Annotated in this window: 16 protein-coding genes and 1 pseudogene; 7 read left to right on the top strand and 10 right to left on the bottom strand. The window is 52.3% G+C overall.

Features of this window, described 5'->3' with window-relative positions; genetic code table 11:
- Positions 1 to 104: 104 nt before the first annotated feature.
- Together sufD and sufC are read right to left on the bottom strand one after the other, a co-directional pair.
- Positions 105 to 1,424, bottom strand: coding sequence for a Fe-S cluster assembly protein SufD (gene sufD, locus DUE52_RS01685; protein ID WP_114404191.1), 1,320 nt, complete (start codon positions 1,422 to 1,424; stop codon positions 105 to 107).
- Positions 1,425 to 1,549: 125 nt separating this feature from the next.
- Positions 1,550 to 2,305, bottom strand: coding sequence for a Fe-S cluster assembly ATPase SufC (gene sufC / locus DUE52_RS01680; protein WP_114404190.1), 756 nt, complete (start codon positions 2,303 to 2,305; stop codon positions 1,550 to 1,552).
- A 354-nt stretch (positions 2,306 to 2,659) separates the two neighbouring features.
- On the opposite strand from sufC, the gene DUE52_RS01675 reads away from it, so the two are divergent.
- The 5 genes from DUE52_RS01675 (at position 2,660) to DUE52_RS01655 (ending at position 7,730) form a co-directional block, all read left to right on the top strand.
- Positions 2,660 to 4,123: an arginine deiminase family protein gene (locus tag DUE52_RS01675; RefSeq protein WP_114404189.1), complete on the top strand. Its 1,464-nt coding sequence runs from the start codon at positions 2,660 to 2,662 to the stop codon at positions 4,121 to 4,123.
- A gap of 17 nt (positions 4,124 to 4,140) precedes the next feature.
- Positions 4,141 to 5,070 carry a citrulline utilization hydrolase CtlX gene (ctlX, locus tag DUE52_RS01670; RefSeq protein WP_114404188.1) on the top strand — a complete coding sequence of 310 codons (930 nt, stop codon included), beginning with the start codon at positions 4,141 to 4,143 and terminating at the stop codon, positions 5,068 to 5,070.
- Positions 5,071 to 5,507: 437 nt separating this feature from the next.
- Positions 5,508 to 5,876 (top strand): MarR family winged helix-turn-helix transcriptional regulator, encoded by a 369-nt coding sequence (locus DUE52_RS01665; RefSeq protein WP_229312029.1) that lies wholly within the window; start codon positions 5,508 to 5,510, stop codon positions 5,874 to 5,876.
- Positions 5,877 to 6,051: 175 nt separating this feature from the next.
- Positions 6,052 to 6,771: an SDR family oxidoreductase gene (locus tag DUE52_RS01660; RefSeq protein ID WP_114404186.1), complete on the top strand. Its 720-nt coding sequence runs from the start codon at positions 6,052 to 6,054 to the stop codon at positions 6,769 to 6,771.
- A gap of 47 nt (positions 6,772 to 6,818) precedes the next feature.
- Positions 6,819 to 7,730 carry an SMP-30/gluconolactonase/LRE family protein gene (locus DUE52_RS01655; protein ID WP_114404185.1) on the top strand — a complete coding sequence of 304 codons (912 nt, stop codon included), beginning with the start codon at positions 6,819 to 6,821 and terminating at the stop codon, positions 7,728 to 7,730.
- An 81-nt stretch (positions 7,731 to 7,811) separates the two neighbouring features.
- On the opposite strand, the gene DUE52_RS01650 is transcribed toward DUE52_RS01655, so the two are convergent.
- The 5 genes from DUE52_RS01650 to DUE52_RS01630 form a co-directional block, all read right to left on the bottom strand.
- Positions 7,812 to 8,318, bottom strand: a complete 507-nt coding sequence (locus DUE52_RS01650) for a hypothetical protein (protein ID WP_114404184.1) — start codon at positions 8,316 to 8,318, stop codon at positions 7,812 to 7,814.
- A 27-nt stretch (positions 8,319 to 8,345) separates the two neighbouring features.
- Entirely contained in the window at positions 8,346 to 9,827 is a 1,482-nt protein-coding gene (locus tag DUE52_RS01645; RefSeq protein ID WP_114404183.1) for a SusD/RagB family nutrient-binding outer membrane lipoprotein, read from the bottom strand.
- 24 nt (positions 9,828 to 9,851) lie between these two features.
- Positions 9,852 to 12,974, bottom strand: coding sequence for a SusC/RagA family TonB-linked outer membrane protein (locus tag DUE52_RS01640; RefSeq protein WP_114404182.1), 3,123 nt, complete (start codon positions 12,972 to 12,974; stop codon positions 9,852 to 9,854).
- Between the two features lie 318 nt (positions 12,975 to 13,292).
- Complete coding sequence (locus DUE52_RS01635) at positions 13,293 to 14,783, bottom strand: RagB/SusD family nutrient uptake outer membrane protein (RefSeq protein ID WP_114404181.1); 1,491 nt, start codon at positions 14,781 to 14,783, stop codon at positions 13,293 to 13,295.
- Between the two features lie 55 nt (positions 14,784 to 14,838).
- On the bottom strand, positions 14,839 to 17,967 hold the full coding sequence (locus DUE52_RS01630; protein WP_114404180.1) for a SusC/RagA family TonB-linked outer membrane protein: 3,129 nt from the start codon (positions 17,965 to 17,967) through the stop codon (positions 14,839 to 14,841).
- A gap of 148 nt (positions 17,968 to 18,115) precedes the next feature.
- Here DUE52_RS01630 and DUE52_RS01625 point away from each other — a divergent pair, with 148 nt between their 5' ends.
- Positions 18,116 to 19,459, top strand: a complete 1,344-nt coding sequence (locus DUE52_RS01625; protein WP_114404179.1) for an amidohydrolase — start codon at positions 18,116 to 18,118, stop codon at positions 19,457 to 19,459.
- 53 nt (positions 19,460 to 19,512) lie between these two features.
- Here the strand turns inward: DUE52_RS01625 and DUE52_RS01620 are convergent.
- The 3 genes and pseudogenes from DUE52_RS01620 to DUE52_RS01610 form a co-directional block, all read right to left on the bottom strand.
- A pseudogene (locus DUE52_RS01620) lies at positions 19,513 to 19,845 on the bottom strand (four helix bundle protein); the annotation flags it as partial.
- 156 nt (positions 19,846 to 20,001) lie between these two features.
- Complete coding sequence (locus DUE52_RS01615; protein ID WP_114404178.1) at positions 20,002 to 20,907, bottom strand: S66 peptidase family protein; 906 nt, start codon at positions 20,905 to 20,907, stop codon at positions 20,002 to 20,004.
- Positions 20,908 to 20,913: 6 nt separating this feature from the next.
- Positions 20,914 to 21,240 carry a DciA family protein gene (locus DUE52_RS01610; RefSeq protein WP_114404177.1) on the bottom strand — a complete coding sequence of 109 codons (327 nt, stop codon included), beginning with the start codon at positions 21,238 to 21,240 and terminating at the stop codon, positions 20,914 to 20,916.
- A 326-nt stretch (positions 21,241 to 21,566) separates the two neighbouring features.
- Between DUE52_RS01610 and DUE52_RS01605 the strand changes: the two genes are divergently transcribed.
- A complete protein-coding gene (locus DUE52_RS01605; protein WP_114404176.1) occupies positions 21,567 to 23,045 on the top strand; it encodes a Gfo/Idh/MocA family protein in 1,479 nt (492 codons plus the stop codon).
- The last annotated feature ends 2 nt before the right edge of the window (positions 23,046 to 23,047 follow it).

The following is a 23,047-nucleotide window of genomic DNA, read 5'->3' as shown; positions in this document are numbered from 1 at the left end:
AGTTAAAAGTTAAAAATTAAAAGTAGGCTGACGCATGAGCTTTACCGCACGGGTGTCGGACGACCGATGCAACCCCATTTTAATTTTTAACTCTTAACTCTTAACTACCTCGCAAGTTTGGCCTGAATCCGGCGTTCCAGTTGCTCGCGGAGGGGGTCGATTTTGATCTTCTTAATCACATCTTCCGCAAAAGCGAACATCAGCAGCGATTGGGCTTCCGTTTTCGGAATACCGCGTGACTGGAGATAAAATAATGCTTCTTCGTTCAGTTTTCCAGTGGTCGTACCGTGCGAACACTTCACGTCGTCGGCGAAAATTTCCAACTGTGGTTTGGTGTTCATGGTGGCATCGTTCGAGAGCACCACGTTTTTGCACGACTGGTAGGCGTTGGTTTTCTGGGCATCCTGACGAACGAAAATCTTGCCGTTGAAGACGCCCGTTGACCGGTCTTCCAGAATTCCTTTATACAGTTCGTTGCTGTGTGAATTCGGCTTGCGGTGATCCACCAGCGTGTGGTTGTCGATGTGCTGGCGGCCGTTCGGGAAATACAACCCGTACATGTGCGCTTCGCAGTTGGAACCGTCGAGGGCGATGTTCAGGTTGTTGCGGATAAAACCGCCGTCGAGGGTGACGGTCGCCGAATAAAAATGGCTGCGGTCTTGCTGATACACCTGCGTGGTGCCGATATGGTAGGCCATATCCGATTCGTTCTGGATTTTGTAATACTCCATCCGGGCGTCTTCGGCCACCACGATCTCGGTGACGACGTTGGTAAAACTGGCCTGATCGCCCAGGGTGCGGAACGATTCGGCGACTTTGACTTCCGCGTTTTGATCGACAATAAACAGGTTGCGCGGCTGCGAAGCCACGTTCATCTGCCGGGCATCGGAAATGAAGCGCAGAATGGTCGGTGCTTCCACCGTCGTATGGGCCGGAACATGAATCACCACGCCTTCACTGGCAAAAGCCGTGTTCAGCGCAGTGAAAGCATTGTCTTGAAAATCAGCGTATTTGGCAAAATACCGGTTCAGCAAATCCGGCGTATTTTTAACTGCTTCGGACAGTGTCGAGATCGAAAGCTGATCGGCGGGGCTCACAATCTTCGACAACTGGGGCTGATACTGGCCGTTGACAAAGTAGAGAACGTTCCCGTTGAGCTGCGACGACTCCAACTGGGCCAGATCTTCCAGCGTGATTGCCGACGGGGCATTGAATTCGAATACCTCCTTGATTAAGCTATTGACATTGGTGTATTTCCACTCTTCGTGTTTGACGGTTGGAAAACCCAGGCGATCGAACCGGTTGAGGGCTTCGCGCCGGATTTGATGCAATGCCGACTTGCTGGCACCATTCATCCGCTCTTCCGAGTTTCGAAAATCCGCCAGTAGCCTGGATTTGAGATCGTTATTGGGCTGATTAGTCATTTGAATGAGTTAAAAATTAAAAATTAAAAGTTAAAAATAGGGGCTACGCCATTCAGCGTTTATTTGGTAAGCTAACCTCAGGGGTTATTGCCTTTTAATTTTTAACTTTTAATTTTTAACTGAAATTAAACGGTTTCCACTTCTGCCTTGATCCAGTCGTAACCTTTTTCTTCCAGCTCGAAAGCCAGTTCTTTCGGGCCTGACTTCACGATCCGGCCTTTGTAGAGGACGTGAACGTAATCCGGCACGATGTAGTCGAGCAGGCGTTGGTAGTGGGTTACTACGATGGTGGCCCGTTCCGGTGAGCGCAGTTGATTGACGCCTTCGGCCACAATCCGGAGGGCGTCGATGTCCAGTCCGGAATCGGTTTCGTCCAGAATGGCCAGTTTGGGTTCCAGCATCGCCATTTGAAAAATCTCGTTCCGTTTCTTTTCACCACCCGAGAATCCTTCGTTCAGTGACCGGCTCAGCAGCGACTGGTCGATATTCACCAGCTTCATCTTTTCCTTCATCAGTTTCAGAAACTGAACGGCATCCAGTGGGTCCAGCCCCCGGTATTTCCGGATCTCGTTCATGGCGGTTTTCAGGAAGTTGGTCGTGCTGACCCCCGGTATTTCCACCGGATATTGAAACGCCAGGAAAATTCCTTCGGCGGCCCGGTTCTCCGGTGCCATTTCCAGCAGGTCTTTGCCTTCAAACAGCACACTGCCACCGGTCACGTCGTAATCTTCGCGACCCGCCAGCACCGATGCCAGGGTACTTTTTCCGGAACCGTTCGGCCCCATGATCGCGTGTACTTCCCCGGGTTTGACTTCCAGGTTAATACCCTTTAATATCTCTTTACTGCCAATAGATGCTTGTAAATTGCTAATAGTTAGCATAACAGGAGGTTGATTTCGACTCAATTAAACTGCAAAGGTAATGCATGAAGCGATAGCTACACGATTTGATAACAATTTAGACCCGTTAAAAGTTGACGCTCACCGCATTTCGTTGGCAGACACGGCCCGACTTTTTTTTTCATTACCCAATACCTTACCTTGCAACTGGAAGAAGTATTCCCTTTTAGTACTTTCGCTTGTTGCCCCTAAATCCCTTAAAGGGGACTTGGACGCCAAACACACTGAATGCAAAAGTCCGGCAGCGGCCGACCGTCCTTCAGGGGATTTAGGGGCAATTTGTAATGCAATAGACTTATCATACGTAAGTCTTATCCCTTTTTTGGTCATTGGAGTATGCAAAATGGTAATCATCAGGTGCGCACGCAGGAAATCAGGGTGAGTTCAGAAGTCGGTTCGCTGAAACGGCTGCTGATTCACAGCCCCGACCGCGGCCTGGGAAAAGTCGTCCCTTCCAAGGCGCAGGACTGGCTTTTTGAAGACATCGTTCACCTGGAAACGATGCGGAAAGATGAGTATGACTATTACGTAAAAATTCTGCTGTACTTTCTGGATCCGGATAAAATACGGGGCAAATTGGCTGAAATCAATGCCGATTCCGAGCGTAATTTTTTCAAACCCGACCACCCGGACTATTTTCGGTCCGACGCCGTTATTGATATTCAGCACCTGCTGACCGAAATTTTAGCCGATGAAGTGATCCGGACCCGGCTGATTTCGGGAATTTGCGCTGTTGAACGGTGTAGTTTCTTGATTCAGAGTCAGTTGTATACCTATGATCCGGTTGAATTATCGAAAATTCTGATCTCCGGATCACTGCCCGACCGGACGATGCTGTTCGCACCCTTGCCAAATTTTATCTTCACGCGTGACATTGGCATAGTTATTAATAGCCATATTTTACTGAACAAGCCCGCCAAGCTGGCCCGTACCCGTGAAGCGTTTCTGGCCCAGTACATTTTCTTTTACCACCCGTTGTTTAGCAAATACCGGGATAAAATTATCGAAATACCGGACAACGAGCATCATTTTCTGCTGCCCGACAATGAGGTGAGCAACGACTATTCGCGGTCGACACTCGAAGGGGGCGATGTGATGATGGTGGCTAAAAACCACCTGTTGATCGGTTGTAGTGAACGAACGACCTTGTATGCCGCCCAGCAGGTTATTCGTTTGTTGTTTGACAAAAATGTGGTCGACAAAGTGACGATTGTCAAGATTCCGAAAAAGCGGGATTATATGCACATCGACACCATTTTTACGCAGGTAAAACGCAACGTCTGGGTGTTGCTGGGGTCGTTGGGTCGCACGGGTGACGAAGCCAGGAAACGTGATTTGCTGCATTTTCTGGCCCCGAAAGACGTTCCGGACGATTTGCGGATCATGCAGTTCCGGAAAGGGGAAGAGCAGAAACCGGTGGAGATCGAAAACCTGGAAGACCTGCTGACGGCCATCAGCCGGGATGACCTGGGCTGCACGGAACCGGTGCGGTTTATTTATTCCGGAAACAACGAATTTCCGTTCGGAGCCCGCGAACAATGGACGGATTCCTGTAATCTGCTGGCGCTGAAAGACGGGGTGGTGATTGGATACGACCGGAACGACAAGACCCTCGAAGCTTTTCGCCAGGCGGGCTTCGAAACCGTGCGGGCGGTTGACCTGCTGGACCGGTTTGAGCGGGGTGAAGCCGACCCGGAAACCCTTGAAAATACGTTCATCCTGTTGCCGTCGGCTGAACTGTCGAGGGCGCGGGGCGGTTCCCATTGCATGAGTTTACCTTTGTTACGTGCCGAGTTATAACCCTAAACCTTAACCCTATGCAATCGCAGACGACCTCAAACCTTCTCATGATCAGGCCCGTACGGTTTGGATTCAATGAGCAAACCGCCGGGAGCAACGCCTTTCAGAACACGGATCTGGCAACTCAATCCCGGGATGTGGTGCAGGAAAATGCCCTGCGGGAATTTGACGAGATGACCCATCAGTTGATGGCTAGCGGGGTGAATGTTATTATTTACGACGATTTGCCGGAGCCGTATACACCTGATTCCATTTTTCCGAACAACTGGGTGTCGTTTCATTACAGCGGTACGGTTGTGCTCTATCCCATGCAGGCACCCAACCGCCGGCTCGAACGGCGGCTGGACATCATCGATGACCTGGCAAAAGAATACCACGTTGCCAAAATTGTCGATCTGACGCACTTTGAGCAGGAAGGAAAATACCTCGAAGGAACCGGCAGTCTGGTGCTTGACCGGATGAAGAAGATTGCCTACGCCTGTTTGTCACCCCGAACCGATGCCGACGTTCTGGCCGAGTTCAGCCACCAAACCGGGTACAATGTCGTCGCCTTTTCAGCCGTCGATGCGGCAGGCATACCTATTTATCATACCAATGTGATGATGTGCATTGGCGACGTTTTTGCTATCGTGTGTCTGGCAGCCATTGCCGATCCCGACGAGCGGCTGACGGTGCGGCAGTCACTGGTGAACAGCGGGAAGCACGTGATCGACATTACGCTGGAGCAAATGGCTCATTTTGCGGGAAACATGCTGCTGGTAACGGCGCGGAAAGGGCAGAAACTGCTGATTATGTCGACGCAGGCCTTTGATTCGCTTTCGGCCCGGCAGCGTGACGAATTGGACGATTTTGCTACACTGTTCCATTTCAACCTGTCGACAATCGAAGGAAACGGGGGGGGATCGGCGCGGTGTATGATGGCCGAAATCCATTTGCCTTCCCGGTAATGAAGGGCCAGGGGAAGAGAATCAGGGATATGTAGCCTGGAGAAGGGACTAAGTCTGGGCTAAAACCGGAGGAAGATGCCAGGATCCTCTTTATAATAAGTTAGTGCTTAATTTTTACCAAATTGTATTTATTCTTTATTTTCTTGCATCTTTAATACCGTTTAATAACTTAATTGTAGCAACACGCATTTTTACTTTTTCAATTCTCTAAAACTGTAGTCATTTGTGTTAACAAATTAATAATAAACGCAATCAAGTATTTTAAAAAACAATTGCTTTGACAAACTAATTCTAATTAAGTTCGTTATATTTACAAATCGGTAACATAATACAGGTGATTGAATTTTAAAACCCTAGCAATCATGATCGCAGAGAAAAAACGGATTTCAAAGTACAGCAGTTGTCTGAATTTTACGGCAAATGCTTTAGCGAGAGTAATGACTAACATTTCCGACGACGAATTTGGTCGGTTGGGCCTGACGGCTTCCCATGCATTTGTCTTGAAAGAAGCCATCGAAAATCCCGGTATTCAGCCGAAGGAATTGAGTGGAGAATTGCATTTGACACCGTCGACCATTACCCGTCTGATTGAAAAATTGGAATTGAAAAAGCTGGTAGAGCGGAAGATCGAAGGAAAACACACGTTGGTTTATGCCACAGAGAAAGGAATCACCATGTTACCGGACATCAAAAAAGCGTGGGACAACCTGATGCGCCGTTACGCTGATATCCTGGGTGATGAAAGCTCCCGTCGGATGACCGACATGTTGTATGGAGCCGTGAAAGCATTGGGAAAAGATTCATAATTTCCCATTTTAACACGAAACGGAGTAATGATTGTGCAATCATGTATGACCTTAAAATGCCTGAAAAAGGCCGCTTTTTAAACAATTTCCGTGATTGAATAGTAGAGTTGGAGAGGTTACGTCGCGGCTCAAAAGAGTTGGCGTGCTTCAACTCTACCATTCAATCATAGAAATCATGAACACCAGTCACGAAAAGGTTGCCTTAGTAACCGGTGCAAACCGGGGATTGGGCAAAGAGATTTCTCAGGAGTTGTGTAAAAAAGGCTATGCGGTTTTCATGGCCTCCCGCGATATAGAAAAGGGCCGTGAGGCTGTTCATGAGCTCTGTGGACAGGGGTACGAAGCCATCTTTCTGCAGTTGGATGTTACCGATCCGGTTAGTGTTAAAAATGCCTATGGTGCCTTCTCTCAGAAGGCCAGTCATTTGGATGTGCTGGTCAACAATGCTGCCATACTGGAAGAGGCCGACCGGCATGTATCCATCTGCAAGCTCAATATTGAATCGCTGGAGCGTACCCTGAAAACCAACCTGATTGGGCCGATCATGGTGATTCAGGATTTTCTGCCGTTTCTGGAGAAAAGCCGGATGGGTGCCCGCATCATCAATATCACGAGTGACTTAGGCTCGCTTTCCCATATGCAGGACAGCTATCCGGCCTATAGTCTTTCCAAAACCGCCCTGCACGCCATGACCCGTCAGTTTTCGGCTGCTTTAGTGGGCAAAAATATAGCGGTTAACTGCGTCAATCCGGGCTGGGTACAAACCAGTATGGGTGGAACCGGTGCCAACCGAACACCCGAAAAAGGTGCCGAAACCACCCTCTGGTTAGCCACGGAAGCTCCCCAGGGCGAAACCGGAAAATTCTGGAAAGACAAGCGGGAAGTGCCTTGGTAAGCGGAATCTGCTATCTTTGCCTATTCCTGAACCTTAACCCGATTCCCATGAATTTTACCGGAAAAGCCGGGCTTCTTTCCGCCGGCCTGTTGCTACACGCATTCCTCGGTTTTAGTGATGGCGGTGCCGATTCCGTCAAAGTAACCGCAGCGGGCGCCGTTCCGAAGCAGATTTCCAGCCAGTTCAAGTTTACGGAAGGTCCCGCCGTCAATAAAAAAGGAGATATTTATTTTACCGACCAGCCCAACGATAAAATCTGGAAGTATGACACCGACGGCAATCTGTCGCTGTATAGGGACAAAACCGGGCGTTCCAACGGGCTTTACTTCGACAAAAAAGGCAACCTGATTGCCTGTGCCGATGAGAAAAATGAGCTGTGGTCGATTAGCCCGAAAGGAAAAGTGACGGTTTTGCTGACGGATTTTGAAGGCAAACGGCTCAATGGCCCCAACGACTTGTGGATTGACGCGAAAGGCGGTATTTATTTCACCGATCCCTATTATCAGCGGGATTACTGGGAGCGGAAAAAACCGGATATGGAAGGCCAGAAGGTCTATTATCTGCCCAAAGGGAAAAAACAACCGGTCGTTGTGGATGGTGATCTGATGCAGCCCAACGGCATTGTGGGCACACCCGATGGCAAATCCCTCTATGTGGCCGACATCCGCGCCAGTAAAACGTATAAATACCAGATCAACGACGATGGTACGCTGACCAATCGCCAGCTTTTCGTTTCACAGGGTTCCGATGGCATGACGATCGATGATCAGGGCAATATTTACCTGAGTGGAAAAGGCGTAACGGTTTACAATCCGGCGGGCGAAAAACTCCAGGTCATTCCGGTTCCGTCCCGCTGGGTGGGTAACCTTTGTTTTGGCGGCAAAGACCGTCGTACGCTGTTTATTACGGCTTCGGAGTCGGTTTATACCCTGGAAATGCAGGTAAAAGGCGTAGAGTAACGGAATCTGAGACGCTTTTCCATAAAAAAGCCAGCCTGTCAATCTGACGGCTGGCTTTTTTAGTAGAATCAAACCGGTGCGTTAGGCGAGGATGCGTACGCGTACGGGAACAGCTTTGATTTCAGTTCCATCGTCCAGCGTTACCAGGAAAACAAAAGCGATTTCCCGGAAATTTGGAAGAGCCAGGGGAGCCGTTGGAACCGCAGGCCGCTTGGTTGCAAACTCAGCGACAGTAGTCGTAAATTCCACCGTAGTGCCGCTGCCGGCAATCGGCGCTGCGGTGTAGTTGCCTGCGGTATTCAGTGTTCCAACGTTGATGCTGGTGGCACCGGCTGCTATTTTCGAAATCTCCTTGATCGTCCGGCCACTGGAAGACGGGATCGAAAGCGTGATTTTGATGGCACCACCGGCAGCTACCGATGTTTCGTAATACGGGTCGAAACCGTAAGTCGTGGCACCGGTGTAGGTGACCGGAACGGCGGGGCGGTTATCCTTGACCAGATCGCTGTAGACGTAATCGTCTTTGCAGGAAATACCGGCAAACGCCACGATTGAAAGGATAAGAAATTGAAAAGCTATTTTTTTCATGATATAATTCCGTTAACGAATGACCGATTAATCAACATCCCACCACAATTTTTCATTGGACTGCGGCCCCGGATTTGGGAAGGCCGGATTCCGCTCGATTTCCTGGGTAATGTAGGCTGCCCGCACCGGACGCGTTCCATCGATCCCCACGGCATTCTGCGATGCTGTCAAGCGGGGGTAACCGGTTCTGCGCCAGTCGTTCCAGGCTTCCAGGCCATTGCCGGTCCAGGCAATCCATTTCTGGGTGATAATCTGCTCGAGTTGCTGCTCTTTGGTTCCGGTTAGGGTCGCCACTGCCGGATTGGCGGCCAGATAGGCCGCAATGTCGGCATCAGCGACACCCGCCAGTTTCATCGAAGCCGTAATGCCTTCGGTATACAGCGTCTGCGGGTTGCCCGGTGTTCCCAGGATCAAGGCCGATTCGGCCAGAATAAACGCCCGCTGGAAGTTGGTCAGCAGCCGGACCGGACCTTCACCACTTGTTCCCGTTACGTAAGGAGCATAGCGGGACCAGGTTGCTGTAGGTGGCAGGGTTCCCCGAAAACCATTATCCATCGTGACGTAATCTGCCGCCGGTTTGGTGAAGAACTTAGCCAGCCGGGGGTCGGTTTTGGTTGGGTCTGTCGCACTGGGCCGCAGCACGTTCAGAAACCGGGTGCTCATAATGAGCTCGTTGCTGAAGGAAGCGAAGATGGCCAGGTTCCACATAGGACTGGTGCTACCTACGTTACTGCCAAATTTTACGTTCAAATCGAGCGCATTGCTGTTGATATACAGGTTTTTGGTCAACACTTCGTTGATCACCTGCGTCGCCAGTTGCGGTTCTTTCCGGCTGATGGTATTGGCAAGTTTCAGCATCAGGGTGTAGCCCGCCCGTTTCCAGTTATCCATGTTACCACCGTAAACCATGTCTTCGGCGGCAGGCTTGGAAGTCGAAGCAGCCTCCAGGTCGGCCAGACCTTCGCGCACCAGATCAAAAAGGCTCTGAATTCCTAAGGCTTGATTCCCTTTGTAGATATCTTCCTGCTTGTCGATGCGCGGCTGAATGAACTCTTCACCCTTCAGCGCCTGCGAATACGGTACATCGCCCCACACATCGGTGGCAATGCTAAACGTGTAGGCTTTCATGATTTTGGCAATACCAGTATAGGCTTTGGCATTGTTCTGGTCGGCGGCTTCGATCAATTTCTGGTAGTTGACGAGCGCACCACCGTAGATGTCAAAACGCCACTGGTTTCCGAAATCGGCACCGTTCGTATTGAAGATGTCGTAGGCAGCCGGGCTACCACCGGCACCCGCCAGATAGTTCATCACCACCGAGCCAAACCGGTTGAGTTCACCATTGTTGGCAAACGCGGAACCCGCCAAGGCCGTGGGTAATAAAACCGGTGGCGTTACGGCCGTAGGTTTGTTGGGATCGAGGTTGATGTCGTCCACAAAATTGCTGCAGGCTCCGATTGACAGCATCAACGGAACCAGAAGGAATTTTTTATAATTCAAGACTTTCATTGTCGGAAGAATGATGAAGGTTAATTAAAAGGTAAACCGCAGGTTAACGCCATAATTCCGGGTGTTGGGTGCGCCATTCAAATCAAGCCCCTGAATATTACCGGCACCCTGCGTGTTTACTTCCGGATCCATGAAGAAGTTGGGCGCGTAGAAGAACAGGTTCCGTCCACTAACTCCCACCGAAATGGCTCCGAAAGGTGTTTTGCCAATCAGGCTACCCGGCAGGCTGTAGTTCAGGGCGACTTCACGCAGCCGGTAAACTGTCGCGTCGAACACGGCTGCTTCGGAAGCCAGACCACCGAGACCGGCCCAGTAATTCTGCGCGCTAATCTGGATGTTGTTAGGCGTGTATGTCTTCGAACCATCCGTATTGGTTACCTCAATGACACCCGGCAAAATGCGGGGTTGATCCCGATCGATGCCCGTGACTTTCAGGTGCCCCTGGCTTCTCAGATCGGCTGCACTAAACGAGTAAAGGTCTCCACCCTGACGGGTGTCGAACAAAACCGACAGCGATAACCCTTTGTAACTGAAGTTATTCGTCAGACCCGCCGTCCAGTCCGGATTGGGATTGGCAATCACCTGACCGGCAAGACCCGGTACAAACTGGCCGGTGTTGGGGTTGATCAGATACTCACCCTGCGGACTGCGGGCGTTGGCCGTTCCAACAATAACACCATAGGGTTGCCCCAGTACAATGGACGGGTTGATCCCGATGAACGCATTCCCGGTAATCGGTGATTGGGTAACGCCCGGGGCAATTTCCTCCACTTTGTTCCGGATGCGGGTAAAGTTCAGGATCAGATCCCATTTGAAGCCGTTAGCCAACCGAACCGGGGTCGTGTTCAACACCAGTTCGATCCCCCGATTTCGCATGGAACCCACGTTGGTGGTGCGGGTGTCGTAACCGGTTGAGTTAGATACCGAAACGTTGAAAATCTGGTTGGTACTGCGGGTGTCGAAATACGCCAGATCAATGCTCGCCCGGTTGCGGAACAGCCCCAGGTTCAACCCGAATTCATACGACCGCACGAATTCCGGCGTCAAACTTGAATTGCCGATCCGGTCGTCGATCCGAAAGCCGGGTAAGCTGGCGGTTCCGACGGAAATAGGGAAGGTAATTTGGGCGGCATTGTTTCCGTAAGCTGCCGGTTCAAACACGGAGTTCAGCAGATACGGATCAGCATCCCGGCCCACCCTGGCAATGCTGGCCCGCACTTTGGCGTAAGAAAGCACGTTTGAATTCAGCTTGAACGCATCCGTTGGGACAAAACTGACGGCTGCCGATGGGTAAAAATAGGTATTGTTGGCTTTGGGCAAGGTCGACGATTTATCGACCCGACCGGTCAGTTCCAGAAACAGGTAGTTCTGGTAGCCCAGCGAAAGCTGGCCATAATACCCCATCAGCCGACGCATGGTGCTGCTCTCGGTGCTGGCGGAGAAAACCGATCCGTTGCTGACGTTTTCAAATCCCGGAATGGTCAATTGCTGGCTGATGATCGTTGGATTCTGAGTCTTACGCTGGTTGATGTTGTTTCCCAGCAACAGACTGGCGTTCAGCCCTTCCAGAAACAGGTTGTCTTTCTGGGCGGTGATGATCAAATCTCCGTTTAACTCCGATCGGAAGAAGATATCTTCCCGGAGTTCGCCAGCCGGGGTACGCGCTGCGCCAATGGCGGCAACGAATTTCCGGCGATCGGTGTAGGTATCGGCGGTTGCCCGGTACGAAACGTTCAGCCATTTAGTGACGTCATAGCCAATCTGGATATTGCCGAAAACCCGGTCGACCTGGCCTTGCAGTGTTTCGTTATAGGCACTCCACAGGGGGTGGTTCTGCGTAGGGTTGTAATAAATACTCCGGCCCAGGGCGTTCTGATAAGGGCGGCCAATCAGATCATAGCTGCGTGGAATCCGGGTTAACTGACCGAAGGCACTACCGCCGTTTCCGCCCGGAACACCCTGCTGAACGGTTTGTACGTAAGTGACCGTACCGTTCACTTTGATGCCATTATTCAGGCGTGATTCCCCACCGACCTGAACGTTGGTCCGGTTGAATTTGGTGTTGGGGATAACCCCGTTCTGGAGCGTGTTACCAATCGCCAGAATGAAATTGCGCCGTTCGTCGCCGGAAGCAATGTTGAAGGAGTTTTGCAGAATGCTCCCCTGACGATAAAAGTCCTTTACGTTGTTGGGGTAGGCCTGGTAGGGAACCGTTTCTCCCTGCAAAGTCACAACCTGCGTGAGTGGCCCACCGAATTTCGGACCCCAGGAGTTGCCGGATGTGTTGACGAAGTTGTTCTGGGTTCCCTGTCCGTAATCGTTTTGCAGTTTGGCCAGACCGGAGACATTCTGGATGTTATACGATGAGTTAACCGTCACTTCCGTTTTTCCCTTCATGTTCCGACCGGTTTTGGTCGTGATGACAATGGCACCGGCCGACGCTCTCGAACCGTACAATACCGCAGCCGCCGGTCCTTTCAGCACGTTGATGGACTCGATGCTTTCGGGGTTGACGTCGGCCAGCCGGTTGGCGGGTTGCGAACCGAACAGCGTGTTTTCGGTCTGGTTCAGGTCGTTGCTGAAAATGATGCCATCGACCACGATCAGCGGCTGGTTGCTGCCGTTGAACGACGTAATCCCCCGGATGTTGATGTTGGTGGAAGCACCCGGCGCACCACTGGCTCCGGTAATGTTCACCCCGGCCAGTTTTCCCTGAAGCGCATTCAGCACGTTGGGTTCCGAGCGTTGGGCCAGCACATCACCCCGAACGTCCTGGGTCGAATACCCCAGCGAACGCCGGTCGCGCTCGATCCCCTGAGCCGTTACGACCACTTCCGACAATTGACTGGCGTCGGATTTTAATTGCACATTGAGGGTAGATTGGTTGCCGACCACGATCTCCTGGGTGGCGGTTCCGATGAAGCTGAACACCAAACGGGCGTCGGCCGGAACGTTGGTCAGACTGTAGTTTCCGTCTGAATCGGTGGTGGTACCACGGCTGGTACCTTTCAATTGGATGCTCACACCCGGCAGGGTGGAGCCGTCGTCGGATGAGGTGACTTTACCGGTCACCGTCCGATCCTGGGCTAGCGCGGGCAGGGCAAAAAGCACGCACACTAGCCAGAATCCGGCTAAACGTTTTCTCATAGATAGGTTATTGTTTGGATGAACGTAAAAAAATGGTTGCAAAAGTACTTTTATATCAGCAATAAGTAAACCAAATAGTGCGTTAAGTAACATTTTTTTCCAACACACCAGGAAAGCCGCGTAAACTACGACCACTGTCTTTCTAACTACTGCTATAATAGTAGGATCAATATAATGATAAATTGAACAAAATGGTGTTAAAATCAAAAGAAAACCTTCCGGAGAAGGATTCTAACCCGTTATTACCGAGTTTCGACCCTTTCCGGAAGGCGTTGAGATAATCCGTCGTGCGGTTTTCCAGGCTACTTCACGCTATCGTTACGGATTTGGCACGGCCAGTTTGTTTACGTTCAGTTCGCCCTGTGGAATCGGCCAGATGTAGACCGAGGCCGCTACCGTCACGGCCTGAATATTGGCTTTGGCGGGGAGCGGAAGATTCTGGCGCAGCAAATCGTTGGAGCGGAATCCTTCCCCCAACAACTCGATCCGGCGTTCCAGCAGGATGGCGTCGACCAGCGCGGCCTTGTCGGCCATCGCGGTATAAATCGCCGTGGGTGCCGACCGACCCCGAACGGCGTTCAGCAACGCCAGCGCATCAGCATCGACCCCTGCAGCCAGCCGTGCTTTGGCTTCGGCCAGGTTCAGCAGCACTTCGGCGTACCGAATTACCGGAACATAGTCGGTATGCTGAGGCCCCGTCGGAAACTTGGTGAGCCGAATCCGGCCCGCATCCCCCGTAAAATCGTTCTTGACAAAACTGGTTCGGCGGGCGTCGGTGGCCGTAAAAGCCGCGTTGCCGATGATTCCGCTCGGGTTCAGGCTGTAGTCACCAATCCCGACAATCGGCATGTAATAGCTCGCCAGCCCGTTTTGCGTACCGGGCAGGTCGTTGCTGCTCATCGGCATGGAAAGAATGGATTCCGTCGTGGTGTAATTGGTAAAAACCGTCGCAACCGATGCCTGCAACTGGTGGGCCACACCGGTTGCCGCCCGGTAAGGGGCCGTTGCCGAAACAATCTTGGCCGCTTCGGTCACTACATCGGCGTAACGACCCATCGCCAGATACGCCCGGGTTTTCAGGGCAATGGCGGTATTTTTATGAGCGCGCGTCGTATTCAGAACCGCAGAGGCATTGGTGGCCGCCAGGTTTTGTTCGGCAAAATTCAAGTCTTCCAGAATCTGGGCGTACACTTGCGCTACCGTACTGCGAACCAGGTCATTGTTGCCCGTTCCGACCTCGCCTTGCAAGCGAAGGGGCAGGCCCAGACTGGCTCCGTTGTCCTTCGTGTAGGGCTGTGCGTAGAGCTGCACCATCGACAGGTAGGCTAGTGCCCGCAAAAACCGGGCTTCACCTTTGTACTGACTGGCCAGTGCCGCATCGACCACCGTCGGGTTGGCATCCAGGCCTTCCAGAAACAAATTGATCCGGTTGATGGCCAGATACGCCTGGTTCCAGAGGTTGGTGGGTTCGTTGGAACCGGAGTTGTTGGTGTGGTTCCAGGTCTGGAGGGCCGTTACGCCGTTGTTGCTCACATTCAGAAACTCTTCGCCCCGGACGTCGACGTAAATGAAATACCGGCCACCCAGGAACTGGCCATTTTTAATGCTCGAATACAGACCGTTCACCTGCGCCAGCACCCGATCGGGGTTGGAAAAGGCTTCCACGTCGGCCAGGCTGGTCAGGGGTTTGGGCTCCAGGAGTTCTTCCTCACTGCACGAGGTTACGACGGGCAGCAGGCACACCGAAAGTAGCGCAGCTTTCAGAAACATCCGTCGGTTGGTGAATAAATATGAAGTATGATTTTTCATGGAAAGTCGTGTTAACCGTTTAAAGGGCTGTTCAATCAGGACGTCAAACGATCGATTAGAAATTAAGGCTCAAACCGGCCGTGAACGTACGGGCCTGCGGAACCGAGTTCCGGTCGACGCCCGGTGCCGTGTTGGAGTTCCGGTTGGTCGAGATTTCAGGGTCAGATCCCGTGTAGTTCGTAATGATGAAGGCGTTCTGCACCTGCGCATACACCCGGATCGACGACAGATTGGCTTTCCGCAACAGATCGTTCTTGATCGTGTAGGCGAGCATGATGTTCCGTCCCCGCAGGAAATCGCCTTTTTCCACATTTTCAGAAATCGGGTTGGCCGAACCGTTCGAGATGTTGTCGTTCAGAACCGGGCGCGGAACGTCGGTGACATCACCCGCCTGTTTCCAGTGGTTCAGCACGCCAACGTCGTTGTTCCAGGGCCGCTGATCGCGCAAACCGGCTTTCGTTCCGTTGTATATCACGTTGCCGCCCGAAAACTGGAGGAAAACCCCCAATTCCAGATTGCCATACTTGAAGGTGTTGTCCAAACCGCCGTACCATTTCGGTATGGCCGCACCCACCACAACCCGGTCGGTACCGGAAATCGCCGGAGCGTTGCCATCCCGGTCGACGTAAGTCCAGCGACTGGCGGCCGGGGCCGAGTGGTCATACTGCACCCGATCGTTGTTGGCGTTGATAAAAATCCGGCGACCGTTGGCCGGATTTACGCCGTCGGTCCGGATGACGTAAATACTCCCGATCGACTCATTGACCCGCACGATGTTGGAGCTTTCCAGACCGCCGGTATTGGCCAGAATGTCGGCATTGTTGTTAGCCAAAGCCGTCACTTCGTTTTTCAGCGTCGACATATTGAAACTGGTGGTCCAGTTAAATTTGCCTTTGGTAATGTTCGAAGATGTCAGCGCCAGCTCAATTCCGGTATTGGCCATCGAGCCAATGTTCGTCAAAATGAAGTTGTTCGGAATCCCGCGCGAAGGGGCCTGGGGTTCGGGCAGAACGAGGTCGGTGACGTCTTTCTTGTAATAGGTCAGTTCACCCGTAATTCGGTCGCCGAACAGGCCAAACGCGATACCGATGTCGGTGCTCGTGCTGCTTTCCCACCGCAGCGACGGATTGCCGGCCTGCGAGAAGAAGAACGTAGGCACGGTGCCGTATAACCCGGAGTTAAACAAACTCAACGAGCCGAAATCGCTGATGCCGGCGTTTCCGACGCGGCCCAGACTGGCCCGGATTTTAAACTCGTTGACCACTTTGCCGATTGAATTTTTCCAGAAATTTTCTTCCGAAACCCGCCAGCCGATCGATCCTCCGGGGAAGTTGCCGTATTTACGGCCAGCCGCGTAGGCCGAATAACCGTCCCGACGGAAGTTGAAGGTTAACAGGTACTTCTGGTCGAAATTGTAATCAAAGCGGGCAAAATACGAGATCAAACCATTCTGGCTCTGGAAGTTACCAGCCGGCGGCTGGTTGCTCGTAAAGTTTCCCTGATAAGACGTAAAGAATGGGTCCGACAGCCCTTGCCGCGCACCACCCCAGCGATTGATCGTATACTTCTGGACTTCGTTACCACCCACAACCGAGAAATTGTTTTTTCCCACCTGAAGATCATAGGTCAGGTAGTTCTGCCAGTTCCACTGTTTAATGTTGGTGAAGATGTTAAACGCCTGACCACCAGCCGTTCCGCCTTCACCGTGAACGCTGTTCCGGAAGTCGATGTCTTCGACGGTCGTGTTGTCAATCCCGTAGGAGGTCCGGAACGTGAGCCCTTTGAGCAGGGTGAAATCGGCGAAAATATTGCCGAGTATGTGGTTGTTTTCCGATGTAAACCGGCTGAGTTCGAGGTCAGGCAGCGGGTTGTAATACCCACCGGCACCGACCAGGTTTTTGCCAAGTCCCATGTTGTTACCGGCCCGGTTGATGTTGTACGATCCGTCGGGGTTGCGGGGGGCCAGGTTGGGAGCCAGCACCAGCGGCAAACGACCCAGACCGCCGGTGCTGAACGCGCCCGTCGTACCGGTGTTGGGGGCCTGGTTTTTGCTGTTGGCCAGCGCAATGTTGGCACCGAGCCGAATGGCTTTGTTCAATTGGTGCGAGATGTTCATCCGACCCGTCATCCGACTGAAGGAATTCTGTTTCAACATCCCTTCCTGATCGGTGTAGCCCACCGAGAAGGCGTACTTCGTGTCTTTTGTCCCGCCGTTGACCCCCAGGTTGTGGTTGTGGGCGGTTCCGGTACGGTAAATCACGTCGTACCAGTCGGTGTTGACCACGCTGCCATCGGCATTGAGGGTGGGAAAAAACTGGTCGGGCAGGTTGGCGTTGCGGGCGGCCAGGTTTTTGTAATCCATGTACTGCTGTGCATCCAGGATGTCGAACAGCTTGAACGGTTTGGTAACGCCAACCCAGCCGTCGTAGGTCACCTGAACCCGGCCTTCCTTGCCTTTTTTGGTGGTGATCAGAATGACGCCTGCGGCCGCGCGAGAACCATAAATGGCCGTTGCCGACGCATCTTTCAGGATTTCAAGCGATTCGATGTCGGACGGGTTGATGTCGCCCAGTGGGTTGTTCACCGTAAAACCGCCCGCCGAAACGTTGTCGTTGGAGTTGATGGGCAGGCCGTCGATGACAATCAGCGGTGACGAACTGCCGTTGATGGACGAAACCCCGCGAATCCGGATCACCGGCGCGTTGTTCAGAACCCCGTTCGGCGTGATGATGTTTACCCCGGCGGCCCGGCCTTGCAAAGCCTGATCGAAACTCTGAACGGGTTTGTTGGCAATGGTCTCGCCATTGACCGAAGAAACCGCACCCGTAATGGTTTTTTTGCTTTGCGTACCGTACCCGACCACCACCACTTCGCTGAGGCTGGTGGCATCGACCTGGAGGGTGACGTTGATCGTGGAGCGGTTGCCGGTTTCGATTTCCTGGGAAGCAAAACCGATGAAACTGAAGACGAGCCGGGCATTTTCCGGGACGTTGCCCAGGCGGTAGGTGCCGTCACTGTTGCTGTTGGCACCGCGGGTGGTGCCTTTGATTTGAACACTCACTCCCGGGAGTGGGGAGCCGTCATCTGATGAAGTGATTTTCCCGGTAACGGTGCGGTCCTGTGCCAGTGCTGGTAGACACAACAAGGCAAACCACACCCATAGGGATGGTAATAGTTTTTTCATAAATCTGTATATTTGTTTAGGTTATTCGCAAAAATGGTTCAAAAAATGATTGCATAATACTATTTTGATAAAATTTTTCTAAATATTACTTAGAAAAACAACTTAGCTTGCATTTTCGGCAAAACAGGAAATAAACCAGAACGAGTGTATGAGGATTTCTACTAGAACAGTCTGTGCAATAGTCTTTTCGCTTGCACTGGCACCGTTTACGTTACCGGCCCAGTCGCCCCTGAAGAATCAGATGAATAAACTGGCTGATGGTCTGGAGAAAAAAGTGGTCACCTGGCGTCGGGAAATTCACCAGAACCCGGAGCTGGGCAATCGCGAACTGCAAACCTCCGCCAAGATTGCCGCTCACCTCCATTCGCTGGGCATCGAGGTAAAAACCAATGTGGCCAAAACCGGGGTCGTCGGCATTTTGAAAGGCGGCAAACCGGGGCCGGTCGTGGCGTTGCGGGCGGACATGGACGGTTTGCCGGTGACCGAGCGGGGCGATCTGCCGTTCAAATCCACGGTAACGACGGAGTTCAACGGTCAGAAAACCGGCGTCATGCACGCTTGCGGCCATGATTCACACGTCGCCATTATGATGGGCGTGGCCGAAGTGCTGGCCAGTGTTAAAAACGACCTGAAAGGAACCGTCAAGTTTATTTTTCAACCCGCCGAAGAAGGGCCACCGGCTGGCGAAGAAGGGGGCGCGCAGTTGATGGTGAAAGAAGGGGTTCTGGAAAATCCGAAGGTCAACGCCATTTTTGGCCTGCACATCAACTCCCAGACCGAAGTCGGGACGATCAAATACCGCCCGGGGGCCACGATGGCAGCCGTCGATTTTTACAGCATCAAAGTCAAAGGCAAACAGACGCACGGCGCGGCACCGTGGTCGGGGGTCGATCCGATTGTTACCTCGTCGCAAATTGTGATGGGCCTGCAAACCATCGTCAGCCGGAATCTGGCCATTACGGAATACCCGGCGGTGGTGACGGTGGGTGCGGTTCACGGCGGCATTCGGCAAAACATCATCCCGGAAGAGGTGAATATGATCGGCACCATCCGGTCGTTTACGCCCGACATGCAAAAAACCATCCACCGCCGGATCAACGAAATTGCCACCAACATTTCGGAAAGTGCCGGAGCCAAAGCCGACGTAAAAATCGACGTGATGTATCCCGTGACCTATAACGACCCGGCTTTAACCGACCAAATGGTGCCAACGCTCGAAGCCGTGGCCGGAAAAGACAACGTGATCATCCGTCCGCTCGATACCGGTGCGGAAGATTTCTCCTTTTTCCAGCAAAAAGTACCCGGTTTCTTCTATTTTCTGGGTGGCATGCCGAAAGGCCGCAAACTGGAAGATGCCGCCCCGCATCATACCCCGGATTTTTTCATCGATGAAAGCGGCTTTGGCCTGGGCGTCAAATCGCTCTGCCACCTGACCGTCGATTACATGGAGCAGTGGAAAGGAGCCGCAACGGCGGGTGGGAAGAAGAAGTGATTGAGAAAAGAATAATAAATGAAAAATGTAAAATGATGAATGTAAAAGTGGGGCTACTTCTGGGCTAGATTGCGTTCAGCGGTTTCAATGCTGCGCGTGAAGATTTGAACCAGTTCCCGACATTCCTGGGTGGTTTTTTCGTCGGCAAAAGTAAGGTGCTGAGTTTTTTTGAGGATTTTCAAGTTGATCTGCGACTCCCGAAGCTCTTTCAGGGCACCCTTCATTTTGTGAATAAAACCCTTTCGAGACTCCGCGCCCTGGGCTTCACCATAATGTAAGGCTGGCGCAGTACCCGAACGAATAAGTTGGCCGCCCAGATGACTCCCTGCTTTTGTGGGGGGGATTCGGTTTACGGTTTCAATGATTAGTACGGCAAAATCAATAAGCCGTTCTTCGACATCCTACTGCCGGGTCTTTCGTTCACCCATTTTATCATTCGTCATTGGCCATTTCCATGTAGTATTCATGAACCATTAGACGACGCTCTCTCTTACCAGTCACTTTTACATTTAAAATTCATCATTTTGCATTTATTATTCCCCTTAAAACCGCAATTGCCCGCCTTCTTCCTTCACCACTAACTCTGCGGTTTTTCCAATCGGCATGGCCAGATTGCGGGCGACATGACCGACCGGGAAATCGAAGCAGACCGGGTAGTTATACCCGGCCACCTGCTCGGCGATGATTTCGTTGGCGGTTTTGCCGAAGGGTGACGAGTCGTTGATGCGCATGTCCGTAAACTGACCTACCAGCAAACCCGCCAGATCGGCCAGCCGGCCGGAGCGCCGGAGCTGAATCATCATGCGGTCGGTGGAGAAAAGTGTCTCGTCGATGTCTTCGATAAACAAAAGTTTGCCGGTCAGATCGATGTCGGATGGCGTGCCCAGAATGTGCATGAGCAGCGTCAGGTTGCCGCCAACCAGTGGGCCCGTGGCCGTTCCGGGGCGGTTGAGAAGGTGGAAGGGGCTGGTATAGGGAGTAAGAGATTCCCCAAAAAGGCATTGCCGCAGTGTTTCGATGGAATCCGTAACGCCTTCACCGCCAAATAATTTGGGCATAATGGCGTGTAAACTCTGGATGCCCATCCGGTGCAGGTGGCAGTGTACAACCGTAATGTCACTGAAGCCAATGATCCATTTCGGATTTTTCAGAAACTGCGTAAAGTCAAGGCGGTCGAGGATGCGGTAGCTGCCGTAGCCCCCGCGCGCGGAGAAAATCGCCCGGATGCCGGGGTCGTCGAGCATCTGTTGCAGGTCGCGGGTGCGCAGGGCGTCGTCGCCCGCAAACTGATAATAACTACTCCGGAGCGATTCGCCTTCTACCACCTCCAACTGCCACTGATCGCGCAGAATGTGGAAGGCCGGTTCGAGCGTTTCATAATCCAAACGGCTGGCCATAGCCAGCACGCCCACCCGCTGACCGGGTTCTAAAAAAGGGGGTCGTATCAAAGTGAATCAGATAAAAATGACATCCTCCAGCACATCGGCACCCATTTCGCGGTTGATGAGCTGAATCATTTTCTGTTTGGCAATCACCAGTTCGCTGCGCAGCGGAGCGGAGTTGATTTCGATGTGGAGCTTACGGTCTTTAACGTAGAGCCGGTTGGTGCGGGAAGCGATGGCTTTGCCCATCATCTTCTCCCAAAAAGCTTCCAGATACGTTTCGTTGAACCGGGTTTGCAGTTGATACGACTTCAGCATCTGCCCGATCGCATCCTTCAGGGCAACCGTTCCGGCACGCCGGGAAGCATTGTCTTTGTCAAAACGATAATATTGGGCCATACGAAACGGTGTCTTCATACAAAGGTAACGAACCACCCGAAGGAATGGCCCGGCAATCCCGGAAAAATTTTAACTGCGGAAAGTGGATGGTTGGATGGTTTTAATGGTTTAATGGTTAAGAATGGTTGAATGGTTAGGGATGGTCTCCACCAGCCATTCAACCATTCTTAACCATCCAACCATTAAAACCATCCTTAACCATTAAACCCTCATCAACCATTAAAACCATCTCATTTACTTTAACCATTTTTTCGCTTCCCGATTGGTATATCTTCCTTAATTTGAGCTTTATTTGTATTGATTTACCTATAGTCCTTATCTGATTTATGCAATCTTCTGAAAAACCGTCGCAGACATCGCGTCGCAAGTTCATTCAGGCCGGGGCATTAGCTGCTGGTAGTTTCTTTATCGTGCCGCGCCATGTTCTGGGCGGGCCGGGCTTCATTGCGCCCAGCGATAAACTCAACCTGGCCGCTGTTGGCTTTGGTGGAAAAGGGTCCAGTGACATCAACAACTCGTTCAACAACGGAGCCAACAACGTCGTGGCCCTGTGTGATGTGGACTGGGGTCTTCCCCGTGTAAAAGAGAATTTTACGAAGCACGCGAACGCCAAGCGTTACAAGGACTTCCGTGAAATGCTCGAGAAAGAAGGAAAGAACATTGATGCCGTTACGGTTTCGACCGCCGACCATACACACGCCGTTGTGGCCATGGCCGCCATGCAGCGGGGCAAGCACGTTTACGTGCAAAAACCGTTGACCCACAACATTTACGAAGCCCGGATGCTGACCGAAGCCGCCCGTAAATACAAGGTGGTGACGCAGATGGGAAATCAGGGGTCATCGAACCCGCAGCAGAAACAGATGGTGGACTGGTTTGACAAAGGCCTGATCGGAAAAGTACACACCATTCAGATCTGGACCAACCGCCCCGTGTGGCCGCAGGGTATTCCGGTGCCGCAGGCTGCCGAAAATACACCGGTCGATCTGGACTGGGATCTGTGGCTGGGACCGGCCCAGAAAGTGGGCTACACACCGGCTTACCACCCGTTCAAATGGCGCGGCTGGTGGAACTTCGGTGCGGGCGCACTCGGCGATATCGGTTGCCACATCATGGATATTCCGTTCCGCGTTCTGGGACTGGGCTACCCCACCGAAGTGGAAACCAGCATCAGCTCAGTATTCCTGAAAGATTGGACGCCGGAATACAACCCCGAAGGCTGTCCGCCAGCGTCGCACGTGGAACTGAAATTCCCGGCGTCGGCTAAAAACAAATCCGATGTCAAACTGATCTGGGCCGATGGCGGTATCCGTCCGTTCCGCCCCGACTTTTTGCCCGCGGGTGAAGCCTATCCGGAAGGTGGCGAAAACGGCATGTTTATGGTGGGCGACAAAGGTCTGATTGCCTGCGGCATGTACGGCGATGACCCGAAATTGTATACCAAAGACGGACAGAAAATGGAAGCCGCTCCGAAGCCCAAACCGGCCGACGGAAAACCGTGGCCCGAAAACGGCCACCAGATTCTGTGGACCGAAGCCTGTAAAGCCGGTTTTAACAGCAAGGAACACAAAGCGTTGACGTCTTCGTTCGACTTCTCCGGTCCGCTGACCGAGTCCGTTCTGATGGGCAACCTGGCCATTCGCAGCTACATGCTCCGGACGCCGAAAGCCGACGGCAAGGGCTTCAACTACCCCGGTCGCCAACGCCTGATGTGGGATGGCAAGAATATGAAAATTACCAACTTCGACGATGCCAACCAGTTTGTTTCGCGGCAATACCGCGATGGCTGGAAGCTGACGACCTAGTC

Source organism: Larkinella punicea (assembly GCF_003334855.1).
GTDB lineage: Bacteria > Bacteroidota > Bacteroidia > Cytophagales > Spirosomataceae > Larkinella > Larkinella punicea.
The sequence above is the reverse complement of the archived record's forward strand: the minus strand, read 5'-3'. Positions and strand labels throughout refer to the sequence as shown.